This window comes from Nonomuraea sp. K271 (assembly GCF_009908215.1).
GTDB lineage: Bacteria > Actinomycetota > Actinomycetes > Streptosporangiales > Streptosporangiaceae > Nonomuraea > Nonomuraea longispora.
Genome location: NZ_JAAAHR010000022.1, coordinates 15,222 through 34,339, shown reverse-complemented (window position 1 = coordinate 34,339; position 19,118 = coordinate 15,222). Strand labels below are relative to the sequence as shown.

Annotated in this window: 16 protein-coding genes and 1 pseudogene; 7 read left to right on the top strand and 10 right to left on the bottom strand. The window is 71.9% G+C overall.

Features of this window, described 5'->3' with window-relative positions; all coding sequences use genetic code 11:
* Nucleotides 1–28: 28 nt before the first annotated feature.
* The gene (locus GUY59_RS10545; protein WP_246063327.1) at nt 29–1,012 is read right to left on the bottom strand and encodes an SGNH/GDSL hydrolase family protein; all 984 of its coding nucleotides are present in this window, start codon (nt 1,010–1,012) and stop codon (nt 29–31) included.
* Between the two features lie 128 nt (nt 1,013–1,140).
* Here GUY59_RS10545 and GUY59_RS10540 point away from each other — a divergent pair, with 128 nt between their 5' ends.
* Nucleotides 1,141–2,511, top strand: a complete 1,371-nt coding sequence (locus GUY59_RS10540) for a cystathionine beta-synthase (protein WP_132328855.1) — start codon at nt 1,141–1,143, stop codon at nt 2,509–2,511.
* 45 nt (nt 2,512–2,556) lie between these two features.
* On the opposite strand, the gene GUY59_RS10535 is transcribed toward GUY59_RS10540, so the two are convergent.
* Entirely contained in the window at nt 2,557–3,414 is an 858-nt protein-coding gene (locus tag GUY59_RS10535) for an NAD(P)-dependent oxidoreductase (protein ID WP_138198871.1), read from the bottom strand.
* 63 nt (nt 3,415–3,477) lie between these two features.
* On the opposite strand from GUY59_RS10535, the gene GUY59_RS50640 reads away from it, so the two are divergent.
* Complete coding sequence (locus tag GUY59_RS50640; RefSeq protein ID WP_330849153.1) at nt 3,478–6,690, top strand: BTAD domain-containing putative transcriptional regulator; 3,213 nt, start codon at nt 3,478–3,480, stop codon at nt 6,688–6,690.
* Nucleotides 6,691–6,972: 282 nt separating this feature from the next.
* Here the strand turns inward: GUY59_RS50640 and GUY59_RS50635 are convergent.
* Nucleotides 6,973–7,239 (bottom strand): annotated as a pseudogene (locus GUY59_RS50635) (histidine kinase); the annotation flags it as partial.
* A gap of 585 nt (nt 7,240–7,824) precedes the next feature.
* Here GUY59_RS50635 and GUY59_RS10520 point away from each other — a divergent pair.
* A complete protein-coding gene (locus tag GUY59_RS10520; RefSeq protein WP_138198869.1) occupies nt 7,825–8,019 on the top strand; it encodes a hypothetical protein in 195 nt (64 codons plus the stop codon).
* Nucleotides 8,020–8,145: 126 nt separating this feature from the next.
* Nucleotides 8,146–9,285, top strand: coding sequence for a cystathionine gamma-synthase (locus tag GUY59_RS10515; RefSeq protein WP_138198868.1), 1,140 nt, complete (start codon nt 8,146–8,148; stop codon nt 9,283–9,285).
* Here the strand turns inward: GUY59_RS10515 and GUY59_RS10510 are convergent.
* Together GUY59_RS10510 and GUY59_RS49925 are read right to left on the bottom strand one after the other, a co-directional pair.
* Nucleotides 9,282–9,713 carry a hypothetical protein gene (locus GUY59_RS10510; protein ID WP_138198867.1) on the bottom strand — a complete coding sequence of 144 codons (432 nt, stop codon included), beginning with the start codon at nt 9,711–9,713 and terminating at the stop codon, nt 9,282–9,284. The two genes, GUY59_RS10515 and GUY59_RS10510, sit on opposite strands and share 4 nt — an antisense overlap.
* 10 nt (nt 9,714–9,723) lie before the next feature.
* Complete coding sequence (locus GUY59_RS49925) at nt 9,724–9,849, bottom strand: hypothetical protein (RefSeq protein ID WP_269128751.1); 126 nt, start codon at nt 9,847–9,849, stop codon at nt 9,724–9,726.
* Nucleotides 9,850–9,988: 139 nt separating this feature from the next.
* Here GUY59_RS49925 and GUY59_RS10505 point away from each other — a divergent pair, with 139 nt between their 5' ends.
* Nucleotides 9,989–10,411, top strand: a complete 423-nt coding sequence (locus GUY59_RS10505; protein WP_246063329.1) for a DUF6292 family protein — start codon at nt 9,989–9,991, stop codon at nt 10,409–10,411.
* A 52-nt stretch (nt 10,412–10,463) separates the two neighbouring features.
* Here the strand turns inward: GUY59_RS10505 and GUY59_RS10500 are convergent, their stop codons facing one another.
* The 4 genes from GUY59_RS10500 to GUY59_RS10485 all read right to left on the bottom strand — a co-directional run bounded on the left by GUY59_RS10500 (nt 10,464) and on the right by GUY59_RS10485 (nt 15,185).
* Nucleotides 10,464–10,934, bottom strand: a complete 471-nt coding sequence (locus GUY59_RS10500; protein WP_138198866.1) for a GNAT family N-acetyltransferase — start codon at nt 10,932–10,934, stop codon at nt 10,464–10,466.
* A 31-nt stretch (nt 10,935–10,965) separates the two neighbouring features.
* Nucleotides 10,966–12,948 (bottom strand): vWA domain-containing protein, encoded by a 1,983-nt coding sequence (locus GUY59_RS10495; protein ID WP_138198865.1) that lies wholly within the window; start codon nt 12,946–12,948, stop codon nt 10,966–10,968.
* A gap of 30 nt (nt 12,949–12,978) precedes the next feature.
* A complete protein-coding gene (locus GUY59_RS10490) occupies nt 12,979–13,731 on the bottom strand; it encodes a hypothetical protein (RefSeq protein ID WP_138198864.1) in 753 nt (250 codons plus the stop codon).
* A gap of 62 nt (nt 13,732–13,793) precedes the next feature.
* Nucleotides 13,794–15,185, bottom strand: a complete 1,392-nt coding sequence (locus tag GUY59_RS10485; protein ID WP_138198863.1) for a sigma 54-interacting transcriptional regulator — start codon at nt 15,183–15,185, stop codon at nt 13,794–13,796.
* A gap of 171 nt (nt 15,186–15,356) precedes the next feature.
* Here GUY59_RS10485 and GUY59_RS10480 point away from each other — a divergent pair, with 171 nt between their 5' ends.
* Both GUY59_RS10480 and GUY59_RS10475 read left to right on the top strand, forming a co-directional pair.
* Complete coding sequence (locus GUY59_RS10480; RefSeq protein WP_132328977.1) at nt 15,357–16,532, top strand: FIST signal transduction protein; 1,176 nt, start codon at nt 15,357–15,359, stop codon at nt 16,530–16,532.
* A 19-nt stretch (nt 16,533–16,551) separates the two neighbouring features.
* A complete protein-coding gene (locus tag GUY59_RS10475; RefSeq protein ID WP_138198862.1) occupies nt 16,552–17,652 on the top strand; it encodes an ROK family protein in 1,101 nt (366 codons plus the stop codon).
* Between the two features lie 66 nt (nt 17,653–17,718).
* Here GUY59_RS10475 and GUY59_RS10470 read toward each other — a convergent pair whose 3' ends face one another.
* Nucleotides 17,719–19,110, bottom strand: coding sequence for a M1 family metallopeptidase (locus GUY59_RS10470; RefSeq protein WP_138198861.1), 1,392 nt, complete (start codon nt 19,108–19,110; stop codon nt 17,719–17,721).
* Between the last annotated feature and the right edge of the window lie 8 nt (nt 19,111–19,118).

The following is a 19,118-nucleotide window of genomic DNA, read 5'->3' as shown; positions in this document are numbered from 1 at the left end:
ACGGCTCGGGCTCGGAGGGTGACCGCGGTCAGGCGTCGTTGAGCGGCTCGCCGAGCCGACGGCGGAACAACGTCACCCACTTGCCGTGCAGGCCCGTCGCCCGCCCGTCGACCCGGGTCGCGGTGACCTCGGCGCCGGGCTCCTCCGCGGCCGTAGCCGCCGCAAGGTAAATCGGTTGCAGTGCTTCGCCACGTGCGGGTGTGGGCTCAGGCCACAACCCCAACGCAGCGCACACTGACGGTAGCACCGCGTAAGCGGCCTGTGCGTAACCTCGGTCAGATGGATGGAATCGATCCGGTCCGAACATTTCTGTCGGATTTGTCGCGAACTCCGGCCCCAGGACGTCCGCGAACGCCACCGTGCGGCCCCCCGCGTCCACCACCGCCACCGTCTGCGCCGCCGCGAGCTGGCGGCTCCAGCGCCGCGTCACCCAGCGCAGCGGCTGCGCGATCGGCCGCACTGTGCCGAGGTCGGGACACGTGCCCACGACCACCTCCGCCCCCGCGTCCCGCAGGCGCCGCACGGCCTTGGTCAGATGGCGTACGGCCGTCGCGGGCGGTGTCTGCGTGATGATGTCGTTCGCCCCGACGAAGATCACCGCCACGTCGGGTCCCATGGGCAGGACGGCGTCGACCTGCTCTCCCAGCTCGGCCGACGGGGTGCCCGACTTGCCGACCACGAGGAGGCGCACCGGCCGCTCCGCCACCGCTGCCAGGCCGTTGGCCAGCAGGACGCCGGGGGTGTGGCCTGGCTCGCTCACACCGAGCCCCACGGACGTGGAGTCGCCCAGCATGGCCAGCCTGAGCGGCACGCCGGAGTAGTCGCCGTACGTGCCGTCGCAGACCGGTCCGTCCAGGCCGTGCGGCTGCCCGATGACCCTGCGCGCGAGCATTCCTTCGGCGATCAGCAGTCCGTAAGCCGTGGCGCCCAGGGCGGTCAGCCCGCCGCCCCCGAGCGCCGCCGCCGTCGCGATCCTCCGCGCCGCCCGCGCCACGCCAGCTGCCCACACCACGTACGTGACCTCCTCGGTCGAACTCGGCGGTAGCGTTTGCATGAAAACTAACCGAGGCCCCGCCACCCCCTGGGGACCTCGGCCACAGGCAAGCTGATCAAGCTTCGGCAAAGAAGGTGAACACCTCGGTGCGCGTTTACGATTCCCTGGTCGACCTGATGGGGAACACTCCGCTCGTCCGGCTGCACAAAGTCACCGCGGGAGTGCCCGCCCAGGTGGTCGCGAAGGTCGAATACTTCAACCCCGGCGGTTCGGTCAAGGACCGCATCGCGGCACGCATGATCGAGGCCGCCGAAGCGTCCGGCGAGCTGCGTCCGGGAGGCGTGATCGTCGAGCCGACGTCCGGCAACACCGGCGTGGGCCTGGCCATCGTGGCGCAGCAGAAGGGCTACCGCTGCCTGTTCGTGGTGCCCGACAAGGTGGCCCAGGACAAGATCTCCGTGCTGCGCGCCTACGGCGCCGAGGTCGTCGTCTGCCCCACCGCCGTCTCGCCCGACCACCCCGACTCCTACTACTCGGTCTCCGACCGGCTGGCCCGCGAGGTGCCCAACGCCTGGAAGCCGAACCAGTACACCAACGTCAACAACCCCGACTCCCACTACCACTCGACGGGTCCCGAGATCTGGGAGCAGACCGACGGCCGCATCACCCACTTCGTGGCCGGCATCGGCACCGGGGGCACGATCAGCGGCACGGGCCGCTACCTCAAGGAGGTCTCCGACGGCCGGGTGAAGATCATCGGGGCCGACCCGGAGGGTTCGGTCTACTCGGGTGGCTCCGGGCGGCCCTACCTCGTGGAGGGCGTCGGGGAGGACATCTGGCCGGCCACGTACGACACCAAGATCTGCGACGAGGTCATCGCGGTCACCGACAAGGAGTCGTTCACCATGACCCGCAGGCTCGCCCGCGAGGAGGGGCTGCTGGTCGGCGGCTCCTGCGGGATGGCCGTGGTGGCGGCGCTGCGGGTGGCGGCCACGGCCGGGCCCGACGACATGATCGTCGTGCTGCTGCCCGACGGCGGCCGGGGCTACCTGTCCAAGATCTTCAACGACGACTGGATGGCCGACTACGGCTTCCTGCGGGCCCCGTCCGAGGAGGCGGTGGTCGGCGACGTGCTGGCGCGCAAGGGGGCGGGGCTGCCCGAGTTCGTGCACGCGCATCCGTACGAGTCGGTCAGCACGGTCATCGCGATCATGCGCGAATACTCGGTGTCGCAGCTTCCCGTGATGAAGGAGGAGCCGCCCGTCATGGCGGCCGAGGTGGTCGGGTCCATCGTCGAGCGCGATCTCCTCGAAGCCCTCTATCACGGCAGGATCTCCTCCGACGACACCATTGCCGATCACATGTCAGCGCCGCTACCCACGATCGGCAGCGGTGAACCCGTGGCGCGTGCGGTCGAGGCGCTGGAGAAGGCCGATGCGGCCGTTGTGCTGGAAGACGGCAAGCCGGCCGGCCTGATCACGAGGCACGATCTGCTGGCCTTCCTCGCCAACCACTGAGCCCCGCTCCCAGGCCGCCGCCCGGCGGCGGCCTGGGACGGGCGGTCAGGGCTTCCTGATCGACTCGATCACGGTGCTGATGCCCTCGTCGCCGCGCCCTTCGGCGACGGCCCGGTCGAACAACGCGTGCACCGCCTTCGGCACCGTGATCTCCAGCCCGGCCTCCTCCAGGGTCTCCACGACGTGGCCCATGCCGATCGCCTGCATGCGCATGGTGTTGTCCGCACCAGGATGCTCCCCGGCCGCGATCTCGGTCGCGATGATCTTGGCGTAGCCCATCGGGCCGTCGCCGCCCAGCTGCGTGAACGTCTCCTGCGCGAACGGCAGGAACTCCTCCGGCGAGACCCCCGCCGCGCGCATCAGGGCCAGGGCGTGCATGAAGGTCGTCAGGCCCGTGAAGAAGATCAGCAGCTGGGCCTGGTAGTACGTCATCGCCAGGCCCTGATCGGCGCCCACGTACGTGACCTCGCTCAGCGCCGCCAGCGTGGCCGCGTGCCGGTCGAGAACGTCCTTGGGGCCGCTGTAGAACGTGTACGCCCCCTGCCGGCCGATCCCGGGCGGCGGCACCATGATGCCGCCCGTGATCAGGACGCCGCCGCGCCCCTCCACCCAGCGCGCCGCCGCGCGCAGCTCCTCCGGCGTGCCGGAACTGAGGTTGACCACCACCTTGCCGTCGAGCCGGGCGTCCCCGAGGCTGTCGTACATCGCCTGGTAGTGGGTCTGGCTGATCACCAGCAACCCGCCGTCGGCCGCCGTCGCCGCCCGCCTGGCGCCCTTGGCGACCAGCGGCCCGGCCTTGCTCGCCGTACGGTTCCACACGGCCACCCCGTGGCCCGCGGCGAGGAACGTCTCCGCCATCTTCGAGCCCATCGGGCCCAGTCCCACGACTGTCACATCACTCATGCCCGCCACCCTGCGGCACGGCGCTTCGGAATTCCTTCGGGCACGCTACGGGTTGGTCCTTACGTGGTGCGTTTCGCGGTGCTCGGCCCTCTGGAGGTCCGGGCGGAGGACGGGTCGCCCGTACGGGTGGCCGAGTTCAAGGTGCGCGCGCTCCTCGCCGACCTGCTCGCCCACGGCGGCGGGCCGCTCACGCCCGACCGGCTCATCGACGACCTCTGGGGTGCGCGGCCTCCCCGCAACCCGGCGGGCACCCTGCAGGCCCGCGTCTCCCAGCTGCGCCGCTCGCTCGGCGATCCCTCCCACGTCACGCTCGGGCCCGGCGGTTACGCGCTGGCCGGTCACGACTGCGACGCCGCCCGGTTCCGCGCGCTGCTCGCCCGCCGCTCCACCCGCCCGCACGCGCGTGCGGCGGAGCTCGACGAGGCCCTGGCACTGTGGCGCGGGCCCGCTTACGCCGACTTCGCCGACGCGGGCTTCGCCAGGGCCGAGGCGGCGAGCCTGCAGGAGGCACGACTGGCCGCGCTGGAGGAACAGGCGGAGCTGCACCTCGCTCTCGGCCGGCCCGTGGACCTCGCCGCCCTGGTGGCCCGTCACCCGCTGCGCGAGCGGCTGGTGGCCGCGCACATGAAGGCCCTCTACCGGGGCGGGCGGCAGGGCGAGGCGCTGGCGGCGTACGGGGAGCTGCGTGAGCGGCTGGCGGACGAGCTGGGCCTGGACCCGTCGCCGGACGTCGCCGCGCTGCACCACGCGATCCTGCGCCACGACCCCGACCTCGCCGCTCCCACCCCTCACCCGGCCGCTCGGACCGCCCGCCCGGCTGCTGGCGCGGCCTCCCATGCGGGCGGGCGTCCGTCCGCCGAGCCGCCCCCGGACGCGGCGGCCTCGAACGGGGGCCTGCCCGCGCCGCTCACGGAGCTGGTCGGGCGGGAGGAGGAGCTGGCGGAGGTACGCGGCCTGCTCGCCGCGCACCGCCTGGTGACGCTCACGGGCACGGGCGGCGTCGGCAAGACGAGGCTCGCCCTGTCCGCCGCCCACGCCCTGGCCGCCACCGCCCCCGACGGAGTGTGGTGGGTGGAGCTGACGGGGGCGGTGGACGTCGCCGAGGCGGTTGCCGCCGTGCTCGGCCTCCGCGACGACGACGCCGTGCCGCCGGCGCGCCGGCTGGCCGGCGCGCTGGCTGGCAAACGCGCGCTGCTGGTGCTCGACAACTGCGAGCACCTGGTGGAACGGGCGGCCGAGCTGACGTCGGCCCTGCTGCGGTCCGCCCCCGGGTTGCGCGTGCTGGCCACCAGCCAGGAGCCGCTGGGAGTGAGCGGCGAACGTGTCCACGTGGTGCCGCCGCTGCCCCTCGCCGAGGCGGCGCGGCTGTTCACCTCCAGGGCGGGCGTGGACCCGGGCGAGGCCGTCGACACGATCTGCCGGCGGCTCGACGGCATCCCGCTGGCCCTGGAGCTGGCCGCCACCCGCGTACGCGCCTTCGGGGTGCGGGAGCTCGCGGACCGCCTGGACGACCGGTTCAGGCTGCTCAACGTCGGCGTGCGGGGCGCGCCCGCCCGGCAGCGCACGCTCAGGGCGATGATCGACTGGAGCTGGGAGCTGCTGACCTGCCAGGAGCGGGTGGTGCTGCGCCGGCTCGCCGTGCACGCCGACGGGTGCACGCTGGAAGCCGCCGAGCAGGTGTGCGCCGAGCCCGGGATCGACGTGCTCGACACGCTGGCCAGGCTGGTGGACCGGTCGCTGGTGGTGCGGGCGCCCGGTCCTCGCTACCGGCTGCTGGAGTCCGTCGCGGCCTACTGCGTGGAGCGGCTGCGGGAGGCGGGCGAGCACGAGCTGATCAGGGAGCGCCACGCCCGGCACTACACCGCCATGGCCGAGCGCGCCGACCTGCGAGGCCCCGGGCAGCGGGAGTGGCTGGCCAGGCTCGACGCCGACCACGCCAATCTGCGGCTGGCCACCGAGGGGCCGTACGCGCTGCGCCTGGTGAACGCCCTGGCCTGGTACTGGGTCCTGCGCGGCCGCCTGCGCGAGGCCCGGCGCTGCCTGGCCGCCGCGATCGCGGGTGGGGGAGCGGCCGGCGAGGTGGCGCGGGCGTCGGTCTGGCTGGCGGGCATCGAACGGCTGATCGGGGTGCCGGCCTCGCCCGTACGGTATGCCGGGCTCGACCGGGCGGGTACGGCGCTGGCCGACTGGTTCCTCAGCCATGTCCACTGGGCCTACGGCGACCGGGAGGCGCACGAGGCGGCGGCGGACCGGGCGCTGGCGGCGTACGAGGAGCTGGGTGATCGGTGGGGTGTGGCGGCGGCGCTGTGCCTGCGCGCCAAGCTCGCCGTCGGCCGCGGCGACCTGGCGGCGATGGAACGCGACGCTGAGCGTGGGCTGGCGCTGTTCGGGGAGCTGGCCGACGCGTGGGGGCAGATGGAGGCCATGGACGCGCTCGACCGGGCGGCCGAGATCCGCGGCGACTACGCCAGGGCCGCCGGCCTCCGCGAGCGGGCGCTGCGGCTGGCGGAGGAGCTGGGGTTCGAGGTGTCGTTCAAGCTGGCGGGGCTCGGGCGGATGGCGCTGCTGGCGGGCGACCACGAGCTGGCCGACGACTACCACGAGCGCGCCAGGCGGCTGGCGGTCGAGCAGTCGTACAAACCCGCCGAGGAGAATGCCGTGCTCGGCCTGGCCATGAGCGCCAGGCGGCGGGGCCGCTACGAGCAGGCGGAGTCCTACCTGGAGCCCGTCCTCGGCTGGCTGAGGCACGTGCGGGGGACCCCCGGAATCGCGTTCGTCATGGCCGAGCTGGGGTTCGCCGCGGAGCAGCGCGGCGACGCGGAGCTCGCGCTGACCAGGCAGCGCGAAGGGTACGAAGCGGCGCGGGCGACCGGTGATCCACGCGCGATCGCCCTCTCCCTCGAAGGGCTGGCCGGCGCCCTGTCGATCCGTCCCGGCGGGCAACCCGGCGGGCAACCCGGCGGGCAACCCGGCGGGCACGGCCACGCGGCCGCCAGCCTGATCGGGGCGGCGAGCGCCCTCAGGGAGGCCGTGGGGACGCCGCTGCCGTCCGGCGAGCGGTGGGACGTCGACCGGGTCACCCGGCGCCTGCGAGCCGCGCTGGGCGACGAGGCGTACGGGCGGGCCCTGCGGTCAGGGCAGCGGGAACTCGGCGACCACTTCCCACGTGCCCTCGGCGGACGGGCCGGCGTAGAGCCTGCCGCCCAGCGCCTCGACCCGCTCGGCCATCCCGACCAGCCCGAACCCGCCGCCGAGGCGGGCGACCCGCGGGTCTGAGGCGGCCCCGAAATTCCGCACCCGCAGCGTCACCACCTGCCCGTGACGCCGTAAGCCGGCCTCCACCCAGGCGGCGTGGGAGGCGTGTTTGCGCACGTTCGTGAGCGACTCCTGCAGCACTCGGTGCAGGGTGGTCATCACCTCGGGGGGCAGCGTGCGATCGTCGATCCCCTGGCCGATCTCGAACGCCACCTTCGGCCCGTCGGAGGAGAACTTCTCGGTCAGCATCCGCAGGTCGGCCAGCGTGACGCCCGGCCTGCGGGACGGGTCGTCCTCCGTGCGCAACACCGTCACCATGCGGCGCATCGAGGTCAGGGCGTCGGAACCGGCCGTGGCGATCGCGTCCAGCGCGGGCGCCACCGCGTCGGGGCTGGTCTGGGCGACCGTTCTCGCGGCCTGGGCCTGGACCACGATGCCGGTGATGTAATGGGCGACCAGGTCGTGCAGCTCCCTGGCCAGTTCCAGGCGTTCCGCCCTGCGCACCGAGTGGACCGCCTCCCTGCGGCGCTCGAGCTGGAAACGGAGGTAGCCGCCGATGCCGGCCGTCATCGACCAGCTCGCGAACAGCAGGAACGAGAAGATCAGCCCCGAGCTGTTGTAGTCGCGCCCGATGGACTCCGACATCAGGACGACCAGCGACACGCACGCCAGACCCGCCGCCCGTCGCACCGGCTCCACGTGCCGCAGCACGCCGATGAGCAGGATGAGCATCGACCCGGTCTCCGCCATGCCGGGCACGCCCGCGAGCCCGGTGCCGCCGATCGTCAGGGAGGCGCCGAACGACGTGGCCAGCACGGCGCCGAAGCCCCGCAGGCGGTGGCGGCGCCGCAACACCACGGCCGCGATGCCGGCCGCGCCGCAGACGGGGACCAGCCACTGGAACCCGCCGATGGAATGGGCGATCACCAGGTCGATCAGCCACATCATGCCGAGCCAGCCGAGCATCGCCAACTCGCTCAGCCGGCGGACCCAGTACACGACGCGTTTGGAATCCCCCACGTCCCAGAGCCTAAGCCGCCAGTCGGAGGGCCGTATCAGCCATTCGGCCGAGCGGCCGCCCAAGAGACCAGACCTTGGGTCGAGGCGCGAGCCGGGCCCGTCGCCGATGCTGGAGATGTCGGAAGGGGACAGGAAATGGTGGCCATCGGGTTCACACTGCTGGGTATCGGGCTGGCCGTCGGGGCGCTCCTCGCACTGGCCGACCCCGTGCTGCTCTCCCGCATCAACGGGGAGCACGCGGAGGGAAGCAGTGGCCGGTTCATCAAAGCGGACGTCGTACGGCTCCCGGCCCGGAGGGGCGAGGACCGTCAGGAGCCCAGGGCCGCCTGACCACCCGTGGCCCGGGCGGGCATGGTGCGCGGGCCCCGGCGGGCGTCCTTGGGGAGGGCGTCGCGCCATCGGCCCGCGATCCGGAGGGGAACGGATCGCGGGCCGACTTCCGTTAACGTGGCCTGTATGAGCAACGGTTTTGAGACCCTGGCCATCCACGCAGGTCAGGAGCCCGACCCGCTGACCGGCGCGGTCGTGCCGCCGATCTACGCCACGTCCACTTACAAGCAGGACGGCGTGGGCGGCCTGCGTTCCGGATATGAGTACAGCCGCTCCGCCAACCCCACGAGGACCGCGCTCGAAGAGGCGCTGGCGGCGGTGGAGGGCGGGGCTCGCGGGCTCGCGTTCGCCTCGGGTCTTGCCGCCGAGGACACCCTGCTGCGCACGGTGTGCAGGCCGCAGGACCACGTGATCATCCCTAACGACGCCTACGGGGGCACCTACCGCCTGTTCGCCAAGGTGAACGAACGCTGGGACCTCCACTACGACCCGGTCCCGCTGCACGACCTCGACGCCGTGGCCGCCGCGATGACGCAGAAGACGAAGATCGTGTGGGTCGAGACGCCCACCAACCCGCTGCTCGGCATCGCCGACATCGCGGCGCTGGCGCAACTGGCCCACGACAACGGGTCGCTGCTGGTGGTCGACAACACGTTCGCCTCGCCCTACCTGCAGCAGCCGCTGTCGCTCGGCGCCGACGTCGTCGTGCATTCGACCACGAAATACGTCGGCGGGCACTCCGACGTGGTCGGCGGAGCGCTGATCGCCGCCGACAGAGGGCTCGGCGAGGAGCTCGCCTACCACCAGAACGCGATCGGCGCCGTGGCCGGGCCGTTCGACGCCTGGCTGACGCTGCGCGGGCTCAAGACCCTCGGCGTGCGCATGGACCGCCACTGCGACAACGCCGAACGCATCGTCCACCTGCTGCTCGCCCACCCGCGCGTCACCAGCGTGCTCTATCCGGGCCTTTCCGAGCACGCCGGGCACGAGGTCGCGGTCAAGCAGATGAAGAGGTTCGGGGGCATGGTGTCGTTCCGCGTCGCCGGCGGCGAGGCGGAGGCCGTGGCGGTGTGCGACAGGGCCAAGCTGTTCACGCTGGGGGAGTCGCTCGGCGGCGTCGAGTCGCTCATCGAGCACCCCGGCCGGATGACCCACGCCTCCGCGGCCGGGTCTCCGCTCGAGGTGCCCGCCGACCTGGTGCGGCTGTCGGTCGGCATCGAGACCGTCGACGACCTGCTGGCCGACCTCACCCAGGCGCTCGGCTAACCAGGCACCACCATCAGGAACAGGATGACCAGCCAGATCACCGACAGGAGCCCGCTGATCGCGGCGATCCGGCCGTTCTGCACCTTCGCGTCGTCGTCCGTGCCCTCGCTGGAGAGGGCGCGGACGGCGGCGCGCAGGTCGCGGTCGATGATGACGAGCAGCACGGCGGCCACGATGAACAACGTCATCGACGCCGTCATGTACCACCGGCCGAGCACCCCGCCACCGAGGACGATGCCGAGGATCAGCCCGAACACGAAGACGCCCAGGCTGCCGAGGCTGTAGACCCTCGTCATACGCTGGATGTTCTGCAGCACGGGCACGTTCTTGGTGCGGATGACGCGCGGGGCGGCCATCGTCGCGGCGGTGATCGGGCCGATCGTGAAGATCGAGAATCCGACGTGCAACCAGAGAAGCAGGGACGACATGCCGGAGAGACTAGTCCCCAGCGATCTCGGCCGGGGAGTCGACACTCTCTTTGCCGTCTTCCGCGCAGCGCATGATCAGCTCGGTCATCACCACGGCGACGACCATGAGCACGATGAGGAGCACCATGGCAATCATGCGGCCTCCTCCTTCCCCGTCTGCGCCGTGAATATCGTCCGTAATGACTAGACGAGCTCGCAATGGAACAAGTTCGGTGCGGGTATGGTTGGTCACCGTTCGTTTTCTCTTACCGCAAGGGCACAAGGGGGTGCCGTCCGTGGCCATCAGGCATGTCGAGCCGTATAGCGACGAGTGGCTGCAGCAGCCGATCAGCTACGTGCAGCGGGTCATCGACGTGCTGGGGTCAGAGGTGGCCGGCTGGTGGGAGGGCCCGTGCGACCCGCGTGACGCCACGCTGAAGCTCGCCGACGGGAGCGCGCTGGTCTGGGACGAGGAGAGCGGCTGGCGCCTCGGCACGTTGGTCTCCGGCGGGCCGGGCCTGCGCAGCGAGCTGGCCGGGGTGCGCTATCTGGGCCACGGGCTGCTGCCGAGGCCCGAGCGGGTGCCGTCGGCGCTAGGCGACGCCAGGGCAGGAGTGGGGGCCAGCTCGGCCTGGCGGCCGTGCTACCGCTCGCACCGCAACTGCCGCGACGGGTTCGACGTCGCCCTCGACTTCTACTGCCGCCTCGTCGACGCCTGACCTCCGTCCCCCTCCCCCAGCGGGATGCCTCGCGTAAGGCGCCACAGGCCCCTCAGAGGGGCGCGGACGGGGTGTGGAGGACCAGCAGGACGTGCTCGTCGTCGCCGTGCCTGACCGTGCCCTCACGCTCGAAACCGTATTTCTCCAGGAGCCGGACCGAGCCGGTGTTGGCGTGGAAGGGGTCGGCGTGCAGCGGGCGGATGCGCTCCTGGCGCAGGAACAGCTCCATGGCCCGGCTGCCGATGCCGCGCCCCCAGAACTCCCGGCCGAACCAGTAGCCGATGAAGCGCCGCTCGTCCTCCCACCAGGCCACGAGATTGCCCGCCAGGTCGCCGTCGACGGTGACCGCCTGCACGAACACGGAGGGGTCGCCGAGGATGCGCGTGGTCCAGTGACGCATGAACGCCTCCCGCTCCCTGGGCCGGAACCTGGAGCGCCGCGCGGCCTCGGGATCGTGCTCGTGGGCCAGGAACACCTCGAGGTCGGCCGTCTCCACGTCGCGCAGGCGCACTTCTTCGCTCATGGCCGCGAGTGTGGCAGGGCCCACCGACAGTTCAGCGGGCCCTGCGCAGCCGGAGGAAGTCGCTGACCACGTATTCGCCCAGCCGCTCGGCACTGGGGGAGAAGACGCGACCGCCGTTCCTGCGGGCCACCTCGTCCACGAACTCCTTCAGCCGGTCGTCGGCCGCCAGCATGAAGACGTTGAGCGTGGCCCGCCGCCGCGTCATCTTGTCGACCTCGGACAGCGTGAGCTCCAGCGTCTCGCTCGACGGCGGCCACTCGAACGCCGACTTGCCGTTGCGCAGCAGGTGCGCGGTGGGCTCGCCGTCGGTGACCACCAGCACGACGGGCTCGAAGTCGGGATGGCGGTCGAGGTGGCGGCCGGCGATCAGGAGGGCGTGGTGCAGGTTGGTGCCCTGCACCATGTCCCAGTCGAGCCCCGCCAGCTCGTCGGGCTGCAGCACCCTGGCGTAGTTGGAGAAACCGATGATCTGTACCGCGTCCTGCGGGAACTTCGAGGCCACCAGCGCCTGGAGCGCCAGCGCCGTCTGCTTGGCGGCGGCCCAGGTGCCGCGCAGGGCCATCGAGTAGGACAGGTCGACGAGCAGGCACACGGCCGCCGCGCTGCGCCGCTCGGTCTCGGCCACCTCGAAGTCGTCCACCGACAACCGCACACCCGCCCGCCCGGTCTGCTGCCTCTCCTGGCCGGCACGGACGGCCACGCCGCCGCTGCGTACGCCGTTGACCAGGGTGCGGACCACGTCGATGGGCTGCTCGTCGCCGAAGCGCCACGGTCGTGACGAGCCGGTGAGCTCGCCGGCCGAGCCCGCGTCGTGCTGGTCGTGGTCGCCGCGACGGCCCGCGTCGAGTGAGGAGAAGACGCGGCGCAGCGCCGTCTCGCCGAGCCGCCGCACCGCCTTCGGGGTGAGCTCCAGCTTGCCGCGCCGGCGCAGGAGGTAGCCCTGCTCCTCCAGCTCGCGTTCGATGCGCTTGAGCGCCTCCAGGTCGTCGACCGCGGAGCGGCCCAGCGCACGGCGTACGGCGGCCTCGTCGATGTCGTCGAGCCGCGCGCCCGGGTAGTCCTGGCGCAGGGCGGTCTCCAGCTGGGTGAGGTCGGCCAGCTCCTCCAGGGCGGTGACGGCGTCGCCCATGCCCAGAGGCTCCTCGCCGGTGAGGCGTTCGGGGGCGTTCCAGGCGAGGTCGGGGCGGCGGGCGTGGAGGGCCTCGCCGAGCCGGCGCATCTGCTCGGAGAGCCCGGCCTGGTCGAGGGTCTGGTTGATGAGACCGGCGAGCTCTTCGCGCTGGCGTGGCGTCATCGAGGCCAGCATGCGCTGCGTGGCGGCGGCGCGGCGGGCCAGGATGTCGACGAGTTCTTCGAGGTTGCGCGGCTTCTCGGGAAACAGATCACCATATTGGGCCATGAAGGCGTCGAAGTCGGCCTGGGTGTGCTCGCCGCGGGCGTCCCTGTCCAGCATGTCGTTCAGGTCCGACATCATCTGGCGGACACGTTCCATCGCCTCGGGGTCCGGGTTCGCGAGCGCGTCGCGCATGCCCCTGAACTGGCTGTCGAGCACCTCCCGCCGCAGCAGGTCGCGCAGTTCCTCGAAGGTCCGGCGCGCGGCGGCCGAACGCCACTCGTACGTGCTCAGCTCCTGGATGGCGGCGGCGGTGTCCTCGGGCAGGGCGTCGAGCCCCGCCTCCCGCAGCCGCGCCTCGTCGGACGGGTCGGGGAACAACTCGGCCCGCTCCTGTCCGACGGCCTTGTCCAGCAGCGCCCGAGCCTTCTCCAGCGTGCCGTCGAGCCGCCCTCGCTCGCGCAGGTCACGGCGGCGCCTTCGGACCTGCTTGAGCATGTCGTCGAGGCCGCGGCGGTCCTGCGTGCCGGGCAGACCGCGCTTGAGCAGGTCGCGCAGCGCGTGGACGGGCGTCGAGCCCGACAGGATCGCGTCGCCCATCTCGTCGAGTGCCGCCCGCACGTCGTAGGGCGGAGCCAGGGGATCGGGGCCGTCGTGGTACTCGCCATAGCGAAAGGCCATCACGAAACCACGCTAACCCCAGAAGCGCGGTCACGCGTCCCCGAAAACCTCCCATACCTGGTCGAGGGAGCCGGCCCCCGGTGTGTACTCGATCTTCACGAGAACGGGGTGGCGGACCGTCTTGAGCGCCTTCGTCAGGTGGGACGGGGTGCACGGCTTCGTGCCGAGGCCGTCCTTGTCGGCGTTGACCGGCCGGCCCGCCAGCCACCCGCTCGTGCACCGGGCGGTGGTGCGGTAGAAGCCCGTGGCGTACGTGGGACGCAGCTTGATCTTCTTGTCGCCGGAGGCGAACTCCACGGTTGTGTCGTCGATCCGCCTGATCGTGCCGCGCGCGGAGCGCTGGCCCGGCCGGTCGGCGACGACGAACTCGTTGACCCTGACGGCCCTGCCCCCATGGTGCTCGACGCGCACCGGAACGGGGCCACGGCCCAGTTCGGTGGCCAGGTCGCGGGGCGAGCACCGGGTGCGCCCGAGCCCCTTGCGGTCGAGGGCGACCCGGCCCTCGGTCTCCTTCAGGTCGCAGGCGACCGTGATCCGGCCGTAGGCGGCCCTGGAGTAGTCGAGCCTGAGCTCCTTGGCGCCCGCGGCCGCCTTGAGCCGGTAGCCCAGGAAACCCTTCCGCTTCACGAACGAGGCGGACTTGGGCGCGATGCGCAGGCGGCCCTGGCCGTCGGACCAGGCGTAGCCGTAGACGGCGCCGACCCCGGTGGTGGCTTCCGCGGGCGCGGCGATGCCGCACAGAGCGAGTGCGGCGGCCGTGGTGGCACAGGCAAGAGGGCGCATGGACGGTCTCCCCCGACGTCGTGAGCTGCTATCACCTAAGACGCGGGAGACCGCCCGAATGTTCACGTGCGGTAGACGGTCACTCCGTCGACGTCCTCCTTGGACAGGCGGCGCATGAGGTAGAGGCCTTCGAGCGCGAACTCCAGGGCCGCCGCCGCATGGCCAGGCGACTCCTCGCCCGCGCCCATGCCCAGCTTCGACATGACCTTCGCCAGCCCGGTGACCGGGCCGATGCGGTGCAGCAGCTCTCCGGCGGGGACCAGCTCGCCCGACTCGACCTGGTTGCCCTCCGCGAACTTGTCGGTCACCGGCGACAGATCCATGCCGCCCAGCCGGCTCCTGAACGTCTCCGCCGTCGCTCTGCGCAGCAGGTGGGCCAGGATCTCGGTCTCCCTGCCCTCCTCGCTGACCTCGAACTCGACCTTGCCCCGCAGGCTGTGCACCACGCAGGCCAGGTCGACCACACGCGCCACGGCCTGCTCCTCTCCCGCGAGTGCCGCCCTGCGCACCGCCGATGCCGCGGCGGTCTCGGCGGCCGCGATCGAGAACCGCGCGGACACGCCGGACCTGGCGTCGACCGAGGTCGACTCGCGGACCAGCCGGGTGAACCGGGCGATCACCTCGACCAGGTGCTCGGGGATGTCGGCCCCGATGTCGGGCATGGACTCCTGGCGGATCAGCGTCAGCTCGTCCTCGACCGTCAGCGGGTAGTGGGTGCGGATCTCGGCGCCGAACCGGTCCTTCAGCGGCGTGATGATCCGGCCTCTGTTGGTGTAGTCCTCAGGGTTGGCGCTGGCGATGAGCAGGATGTCGAGCGGCAGCCGCAGGTTGTAGCCGCGCACCTGGATGTCGCGCTCCTCCAGCACGTTGAGCAGCGACACCTGGATGCGCTCGGCCAGGTCGGGCAGCTCGTTGACGGAGAACACACCCCGGTTGGTGCGCGGGACCAGGCCGTAGTGGACCGTCTCCGGGTCGCCGAGCGTGCGCCCCTCGGCGATCTTGATCGGGTCGACGTCGCCGATCAGGTCGCCCACCGACGTGTCGGGCGTGGCGAGCTTCTCGCCGTAGCGCTCGTCCCGGTGTTTCCACGCGACCGGCAGCTCGTCGCCCAGCTCGCGCGCCAGCGCCTGGCAGCGGGTGCAGGCCGGTGCGTACGGGTGGTCGTTGATCTCGCAGCCATCGACGACCGGCGTCCACTCGTCGAGCAGGCCGGTGACGGTGCGGATGAGCCGGGTCTTGCCCTGGCCGCGCTCGCCGAGCAGGACAAGATCGTGGCCGGCCAGCAAGGCCCGCTCGAGATGGGGGAGCACGGAATCGCCGAAGCCCACGATGCCGGGGAAGCGGGGCTCACCCGCTCGCAGCTTGGCCAGCAGATTTTCCCGGACCTCGGCTTTGACGGTGCGATGAACGTGGCCGCTCTCTCGCAACGTGCGGAGAATACGTGGCTGATGCACGGGATCGAGACTACGTCCCCTGCGAGGAATGCGGCAGAGTCTTTCGCATCTGGCGGAGATTTCGGATCTTGACTATTGCGTGACGGTTCGTGCGCGTGCTTGTCCCTTTAGTGGGGAGAATCGGGCCTAGGGACTTGGACATGTCGAGGGGAGGCGAGACGCGTGGCCTTGATGACAAGCCGCTTCGCCGACGGCCTCGCCGTGGGTTCCGACCTGGTTGAGGCCGCGGAGAGTGCCGTCGGCCGGGCGCTGTCGAGGCTCAGCGGCCAAGCCGACTTGGTCTGCTTCTTCATCTGCGGCGACGATCCTGACGACGTCGCACGCGCCGGCGAGGCCGCGATGAAGCTCGCACCCGAGGCACACGTGATCGGATGCAGCGCCACGGGAGTGATCGGCGACGGGCAGGGGGTGGAGCTGACGCCGTCCGTGAGCGCCTGGGCCGCGACCCTGGACGGGGCCAGACTGACCACGTTCGCGCTGGAGACGCTGTCCGCCGAGGACAGGTTCGTGGTGGTCGGGCTGCCGGAGCGGAAAGGGGACGACCATGTGGCGATCCTGCTGGCCGATCCGTACACGTTCCCGACCGACGCCTTCGTCGAGCGCTCGGCCGACGTGCTGGGCGACCTGCCGCTGATCGGCGGGCTCGCCAACGGCCTGCAGGGCCGGGGATCCGTACGGTTGTTCGCCGACGGGGAGATCTACTCCGAGGGCGCGATCGGCGTGCTGATCAGCGGCCAGGTCAAGATCAGCACCGTGGTGAGCCAGGGCTGCCGCCCGATCGGCCCCAGCATGGTGGTCACGGCCGCCGAGGAGAACCTGCTGCTGGAACTCGCCGGCCAGCCCGCGCTGGCCCGGCTCGAGGACATCGTCAGCGACCTGGACGAGGACGACCGCGAACTCGTCGCCTCCGGGTTGCAGATCGGCGTCGCGATGGACGAGTACGCCGAACGCCACGAACGCGGCGACTTCCTCATCAGAGGGGTCATCGGCATCGACCCGGAACGCGAGGCCGTGGCCATCGGCGACATCGTGGAGATCGGCAGGACCGTACGCTTCCAGGTACGCGACGCGGCCACCGCCGACGAGGACCTGTACGACCTGCTCGACGCCCACCGCGAGGAGATCGGCAAGGTCGACGGGGCGCTGCTGTTCTCCTGCAACGGGCGCGGCTCGGCCATGTTCGGCACCGCCGACCACGACCCGGTCGCGCTGCGCGACACGCTCGGGCCCATCGGCGTGGCGGGCTTCTTCGCCGCCGGCGAGGTCGGCCCCGTCGGCGGCCACAACCACGTACACGGCTTCACCGCCTCCGTCCTGGTGTTCTCCCACACCGCGGGCGGGCCATGACCCGTACGGCGGGTCGCCCGTGATCCTCGCTGTCGACGTGGGCGGCACGAAGATGGCCGCGGGCCTGGTCGCCCGCGACGGGACGGTGGTCGAGGCCCGGCGTACCGCCACCCCGCAGCACGCGGACGCCGACGCCCTGTGGGAGACCCTGACGGACCTCATCGAGCCGCTGTCCGGGCGGGCCGAAGGAGTCGGGGTGGGATGCGGCGGGCCGATGCGCTGGCCGCAGGGCGAGGTCTCGCCGCTCAACATCCCCGCCTGGCGCGGCTTCCCGTTGCGCGCCCGGCTGGCCGCCCGCTTCCCCGATTTACCGGTACGCCTCCACAACGACGCGATCTGCCTGGCCGTGGCGGAACACTGGAAAGGGGCCGGGAGGGGCGTCGCCGACATGCTCGGCATGGTCGTCTCGACCGGCGTGGGAGGCGGGCTGATCCTCAACGGGCGGCTGGTCAACGGCAGGACGGGCAACGCCGGGCACATCGGGCACGTGGTGGTCGAGCCGGTGGGCGGGCCGCGCTGCGGTTGCGGCGGTCACGGTTGCCTGGAGGCCGTCGCCCGCGGCCCCGCCCTGACCGAGTGGGCCCTGTCCCAGGGCTGGACCCCGGGAGCCGCCACGACTCCCGGCCCACCCCAAGGAGCCCACGCCACAGCCGCGCCTGAGGACGGCCCTGGCCGCGCGCCCGCGCCGCGCCCCGCTGCAGACGTGCCGCGTGGTGGGGAGGTGCCGCGTCCTGGTGAAGGCCGTACGGAGGGCGCGGTGGCGTGGGACGTTCAGGCGGCTTATCGGGAGGATCGGGCCGTTACCGGGAGGGCGCTGGCGGCCGACGCGCTGGCCGGGGACCCGGTGGCGCTGCGGGCGATGAGCCGGGCCGGACGTGCCATCGGCATCGCCATCGCCTCCGCTACCCACCTGTGCGACCTGGACCTGGTCACCATCGGTGGCGGGTTGTCCCAGGCCGGCGAGCTGCTGTTCGGCCCCTTGGAGGAGGCACTGCGCGAGCACGCCAGGGTGGAGTTCGCCCGCCGGGTCAAGGTCGTGCCCGCCGCCCTCGGCCAGGAGGCCGGGCTGGTGGGCGCCGCCGCGCTGATCCTCGCGACGGACAGCTACTGGAGCACGTGAAAGGCCCGCCGGCCCCTCTGCTCCGCTGGGCGGTTGCCTTCGCACTTGGACGTCCACGGGCCCGGATCAGGCGGGGCGCCGGGGCTGGTAGAGCCAGGCGGCGAAGAGGGGCTTGAGGTCCTTGCCCGACATCCGCTCGGCCAGCTCGATGAACTGCTCCGTCGTGACGTGCCCGTAGCGGTTGTCGGCGGCCCACGACTTGAGCAGCTTGAAGAACGTGTCGTCGCCGACGGCCCGGCGCAGGGCGTGCAGCGTCATGCCGCCACGGGTGTAGACGGACTGGTTGAACAGGTCGTCGGGCTTGGCACGCCCCGGCGGGTATGTCCACATCGGGTCGTCGGCGGGACGGCTGTGATGGTCCTTGAAGATCGCGTCGGCGGTCTTCGTGCCTTTGTGCTCGGACCACAGCCACTCGGCGTAGGTGGCGAAACCCTCGTTGAGCCAGAGGTCCTTCCAGCGGCGGATCGTCAGGCTGTTGCCGAACCACTGGTGCGCCAGCTCGTGCGCGATGATGCCCTCGTCGGGCTCGAAGCCGCCGTAGAGCGGCTTGGTCTGGTTCTCCAGAGCGTAGCCGGCGGCGTAGTCGTCGACCACGCCGCCGGTCGAGCCGAACGGGTAGGGGCCGAAGACGGTCGCCCAGTAGTCGGTGATCTTGCCGGAGGTCTTGTAGAGCTTGTCGAGCGAGGAGGCGAACCGGGGGTCGGCGGCGGCGAGGTTGGGCACGCCCCCGGCCGTGCTGCCCTTGCGCAGCTCGAACTTGCCCATCGTGGCGGTCGCGAGGTAGGTCGCCATCGGGTGGCGCTCGCTCCAGCGGTAGGTGGTCCGGCCGTCAGAGGTCGTGGGCTCGCCGGTGAGCTCGCCGTTGGCCAGCGCGGTAACCCCGGCGGGCACGGTGATCGTGAAGGCGAACGTGGCCTTGTCGGAGGGGTGGTCGTTGCTGGGGAACCAGGTCTTGGAGCCGTTGGGCTCGGAGGCGACGAACGCGCCGTCGGCGGTCGGGATGAAGCCGAACGTGCCGAGGTTGGTGGTGCTCGTGGCCGGTTGGGGCCGGCCGGAGTAGTGGACCCGGACGGTGAACGCGGCGCGCTCGTCGATCGGCTCGGCCGGCCGCACGGTCAGCTCGCCGCCCTGGTGGGTGAACGTGGCGGGGGAGCCGTTGACCGAGACCTGGCGCACGTGGAGCCCGACCAGGTCGAGGTTGAAGCTGGACAACCCCTGGGTGGCGCCGGCCTTGATGGTGGCCACGCCGTCCAGCCGCCTGGTCGCCGGGGTGTAGTCGACGGCGAGGTCGTAGTGGCTGACGTCGTAGCCGCCGTTGCCGTCGTGGGGGAAGTCGGTGTCGCCGATGCCGGCCGCGCCCGGCCGGTGCGCGGCCGCGGCCGGCGCGTCCGAGGGTGAGCAGGCCAGGAGGCTGGCGAACGCCGCCAGCAGCGCGATCGCGCGCCTGTTTTGTCGCATGGGCGAAC

What these genes read in the sequence shown, in the direction of transcription:
- GUY59_RS10495 (WP_138198865.1), bottom strand. Translation starts at nt 12,948, where the DNA reads ATGGCCTTTCGCTATGGCGAGTACCACGACGGCCCCGATCCCCTGGCT.
- GUY59_RS10480 (WP_132328977.1), top strand. Translation starts at nt 15,357, where the DNA reads ATGACAAGCCGCTTCGCCGACGGCCTCGCCGTGGGTTCCGACCTGGTT.
- GUY59_RS10510 (WP_138198867.1), bottom strand. Translation starts at nt 9,713, where the DNA reads ATGTCGTCCCTGCTTCTCTGGTTGCACGTCGGATTCTCGATCTTCACG.
- GUY59_RS10520 (WP_138198869.1), top strand. Translation starts at nt 7,825, where the DNA reads ATGGTGGCCATCGGGTTCACACTGCTGGGTATCGGGCTGGCCGTCGGG.
- GUY59_RS49925 (WP_269128751.1), bottom strand. Translation starts at nt 9,849, where the DNA reads ATGATTGCCATGGTGCTCCTCATCGTGCTCATGGTCGTCGCCGTGGTG.
- GUY59_RS10490 (WP_138198864.1), bottom strand. Translation starts at nt 13,731, where the DNA reads ATGCGCCCTCTTGCCTGTGCCACCACGGCCGCCGCACTCGCTCTGTGC.
- GUY59_RS10535 (WP_138198871.1), bottom strand. Translation starts at nt 3,414, where the DNA reads ATGAGTGATGTGACAGTCGTGGGACTGGGCCCGATGGGCTCGAAGATG.
- GUY59_RS10515 (WP_138198868.1), top strand. Translation starts at nt 8,146, where the DNA reads ATGAGCAACGGTTTTGAGACCCTGGCCATCCACGCAGGTCAGGAGCCC.
- GUY59_RS10500 (WP_138198866.1), bottom strand. Translation starts at nt 10,934, where the DNA reads ATGAGCGAAGAAGTGCGCCTGCGCGACGTGGAGACGGCCGACCTCGAG.
- GUY59_RS10470 (WP_138198861.1), bottom strand. Translation starts at nt 19,110, where the DNA reads ATGCGACAAAACAGGCGCGCGATCGCGCTGCTGGCGGCGTTCGCCAGC.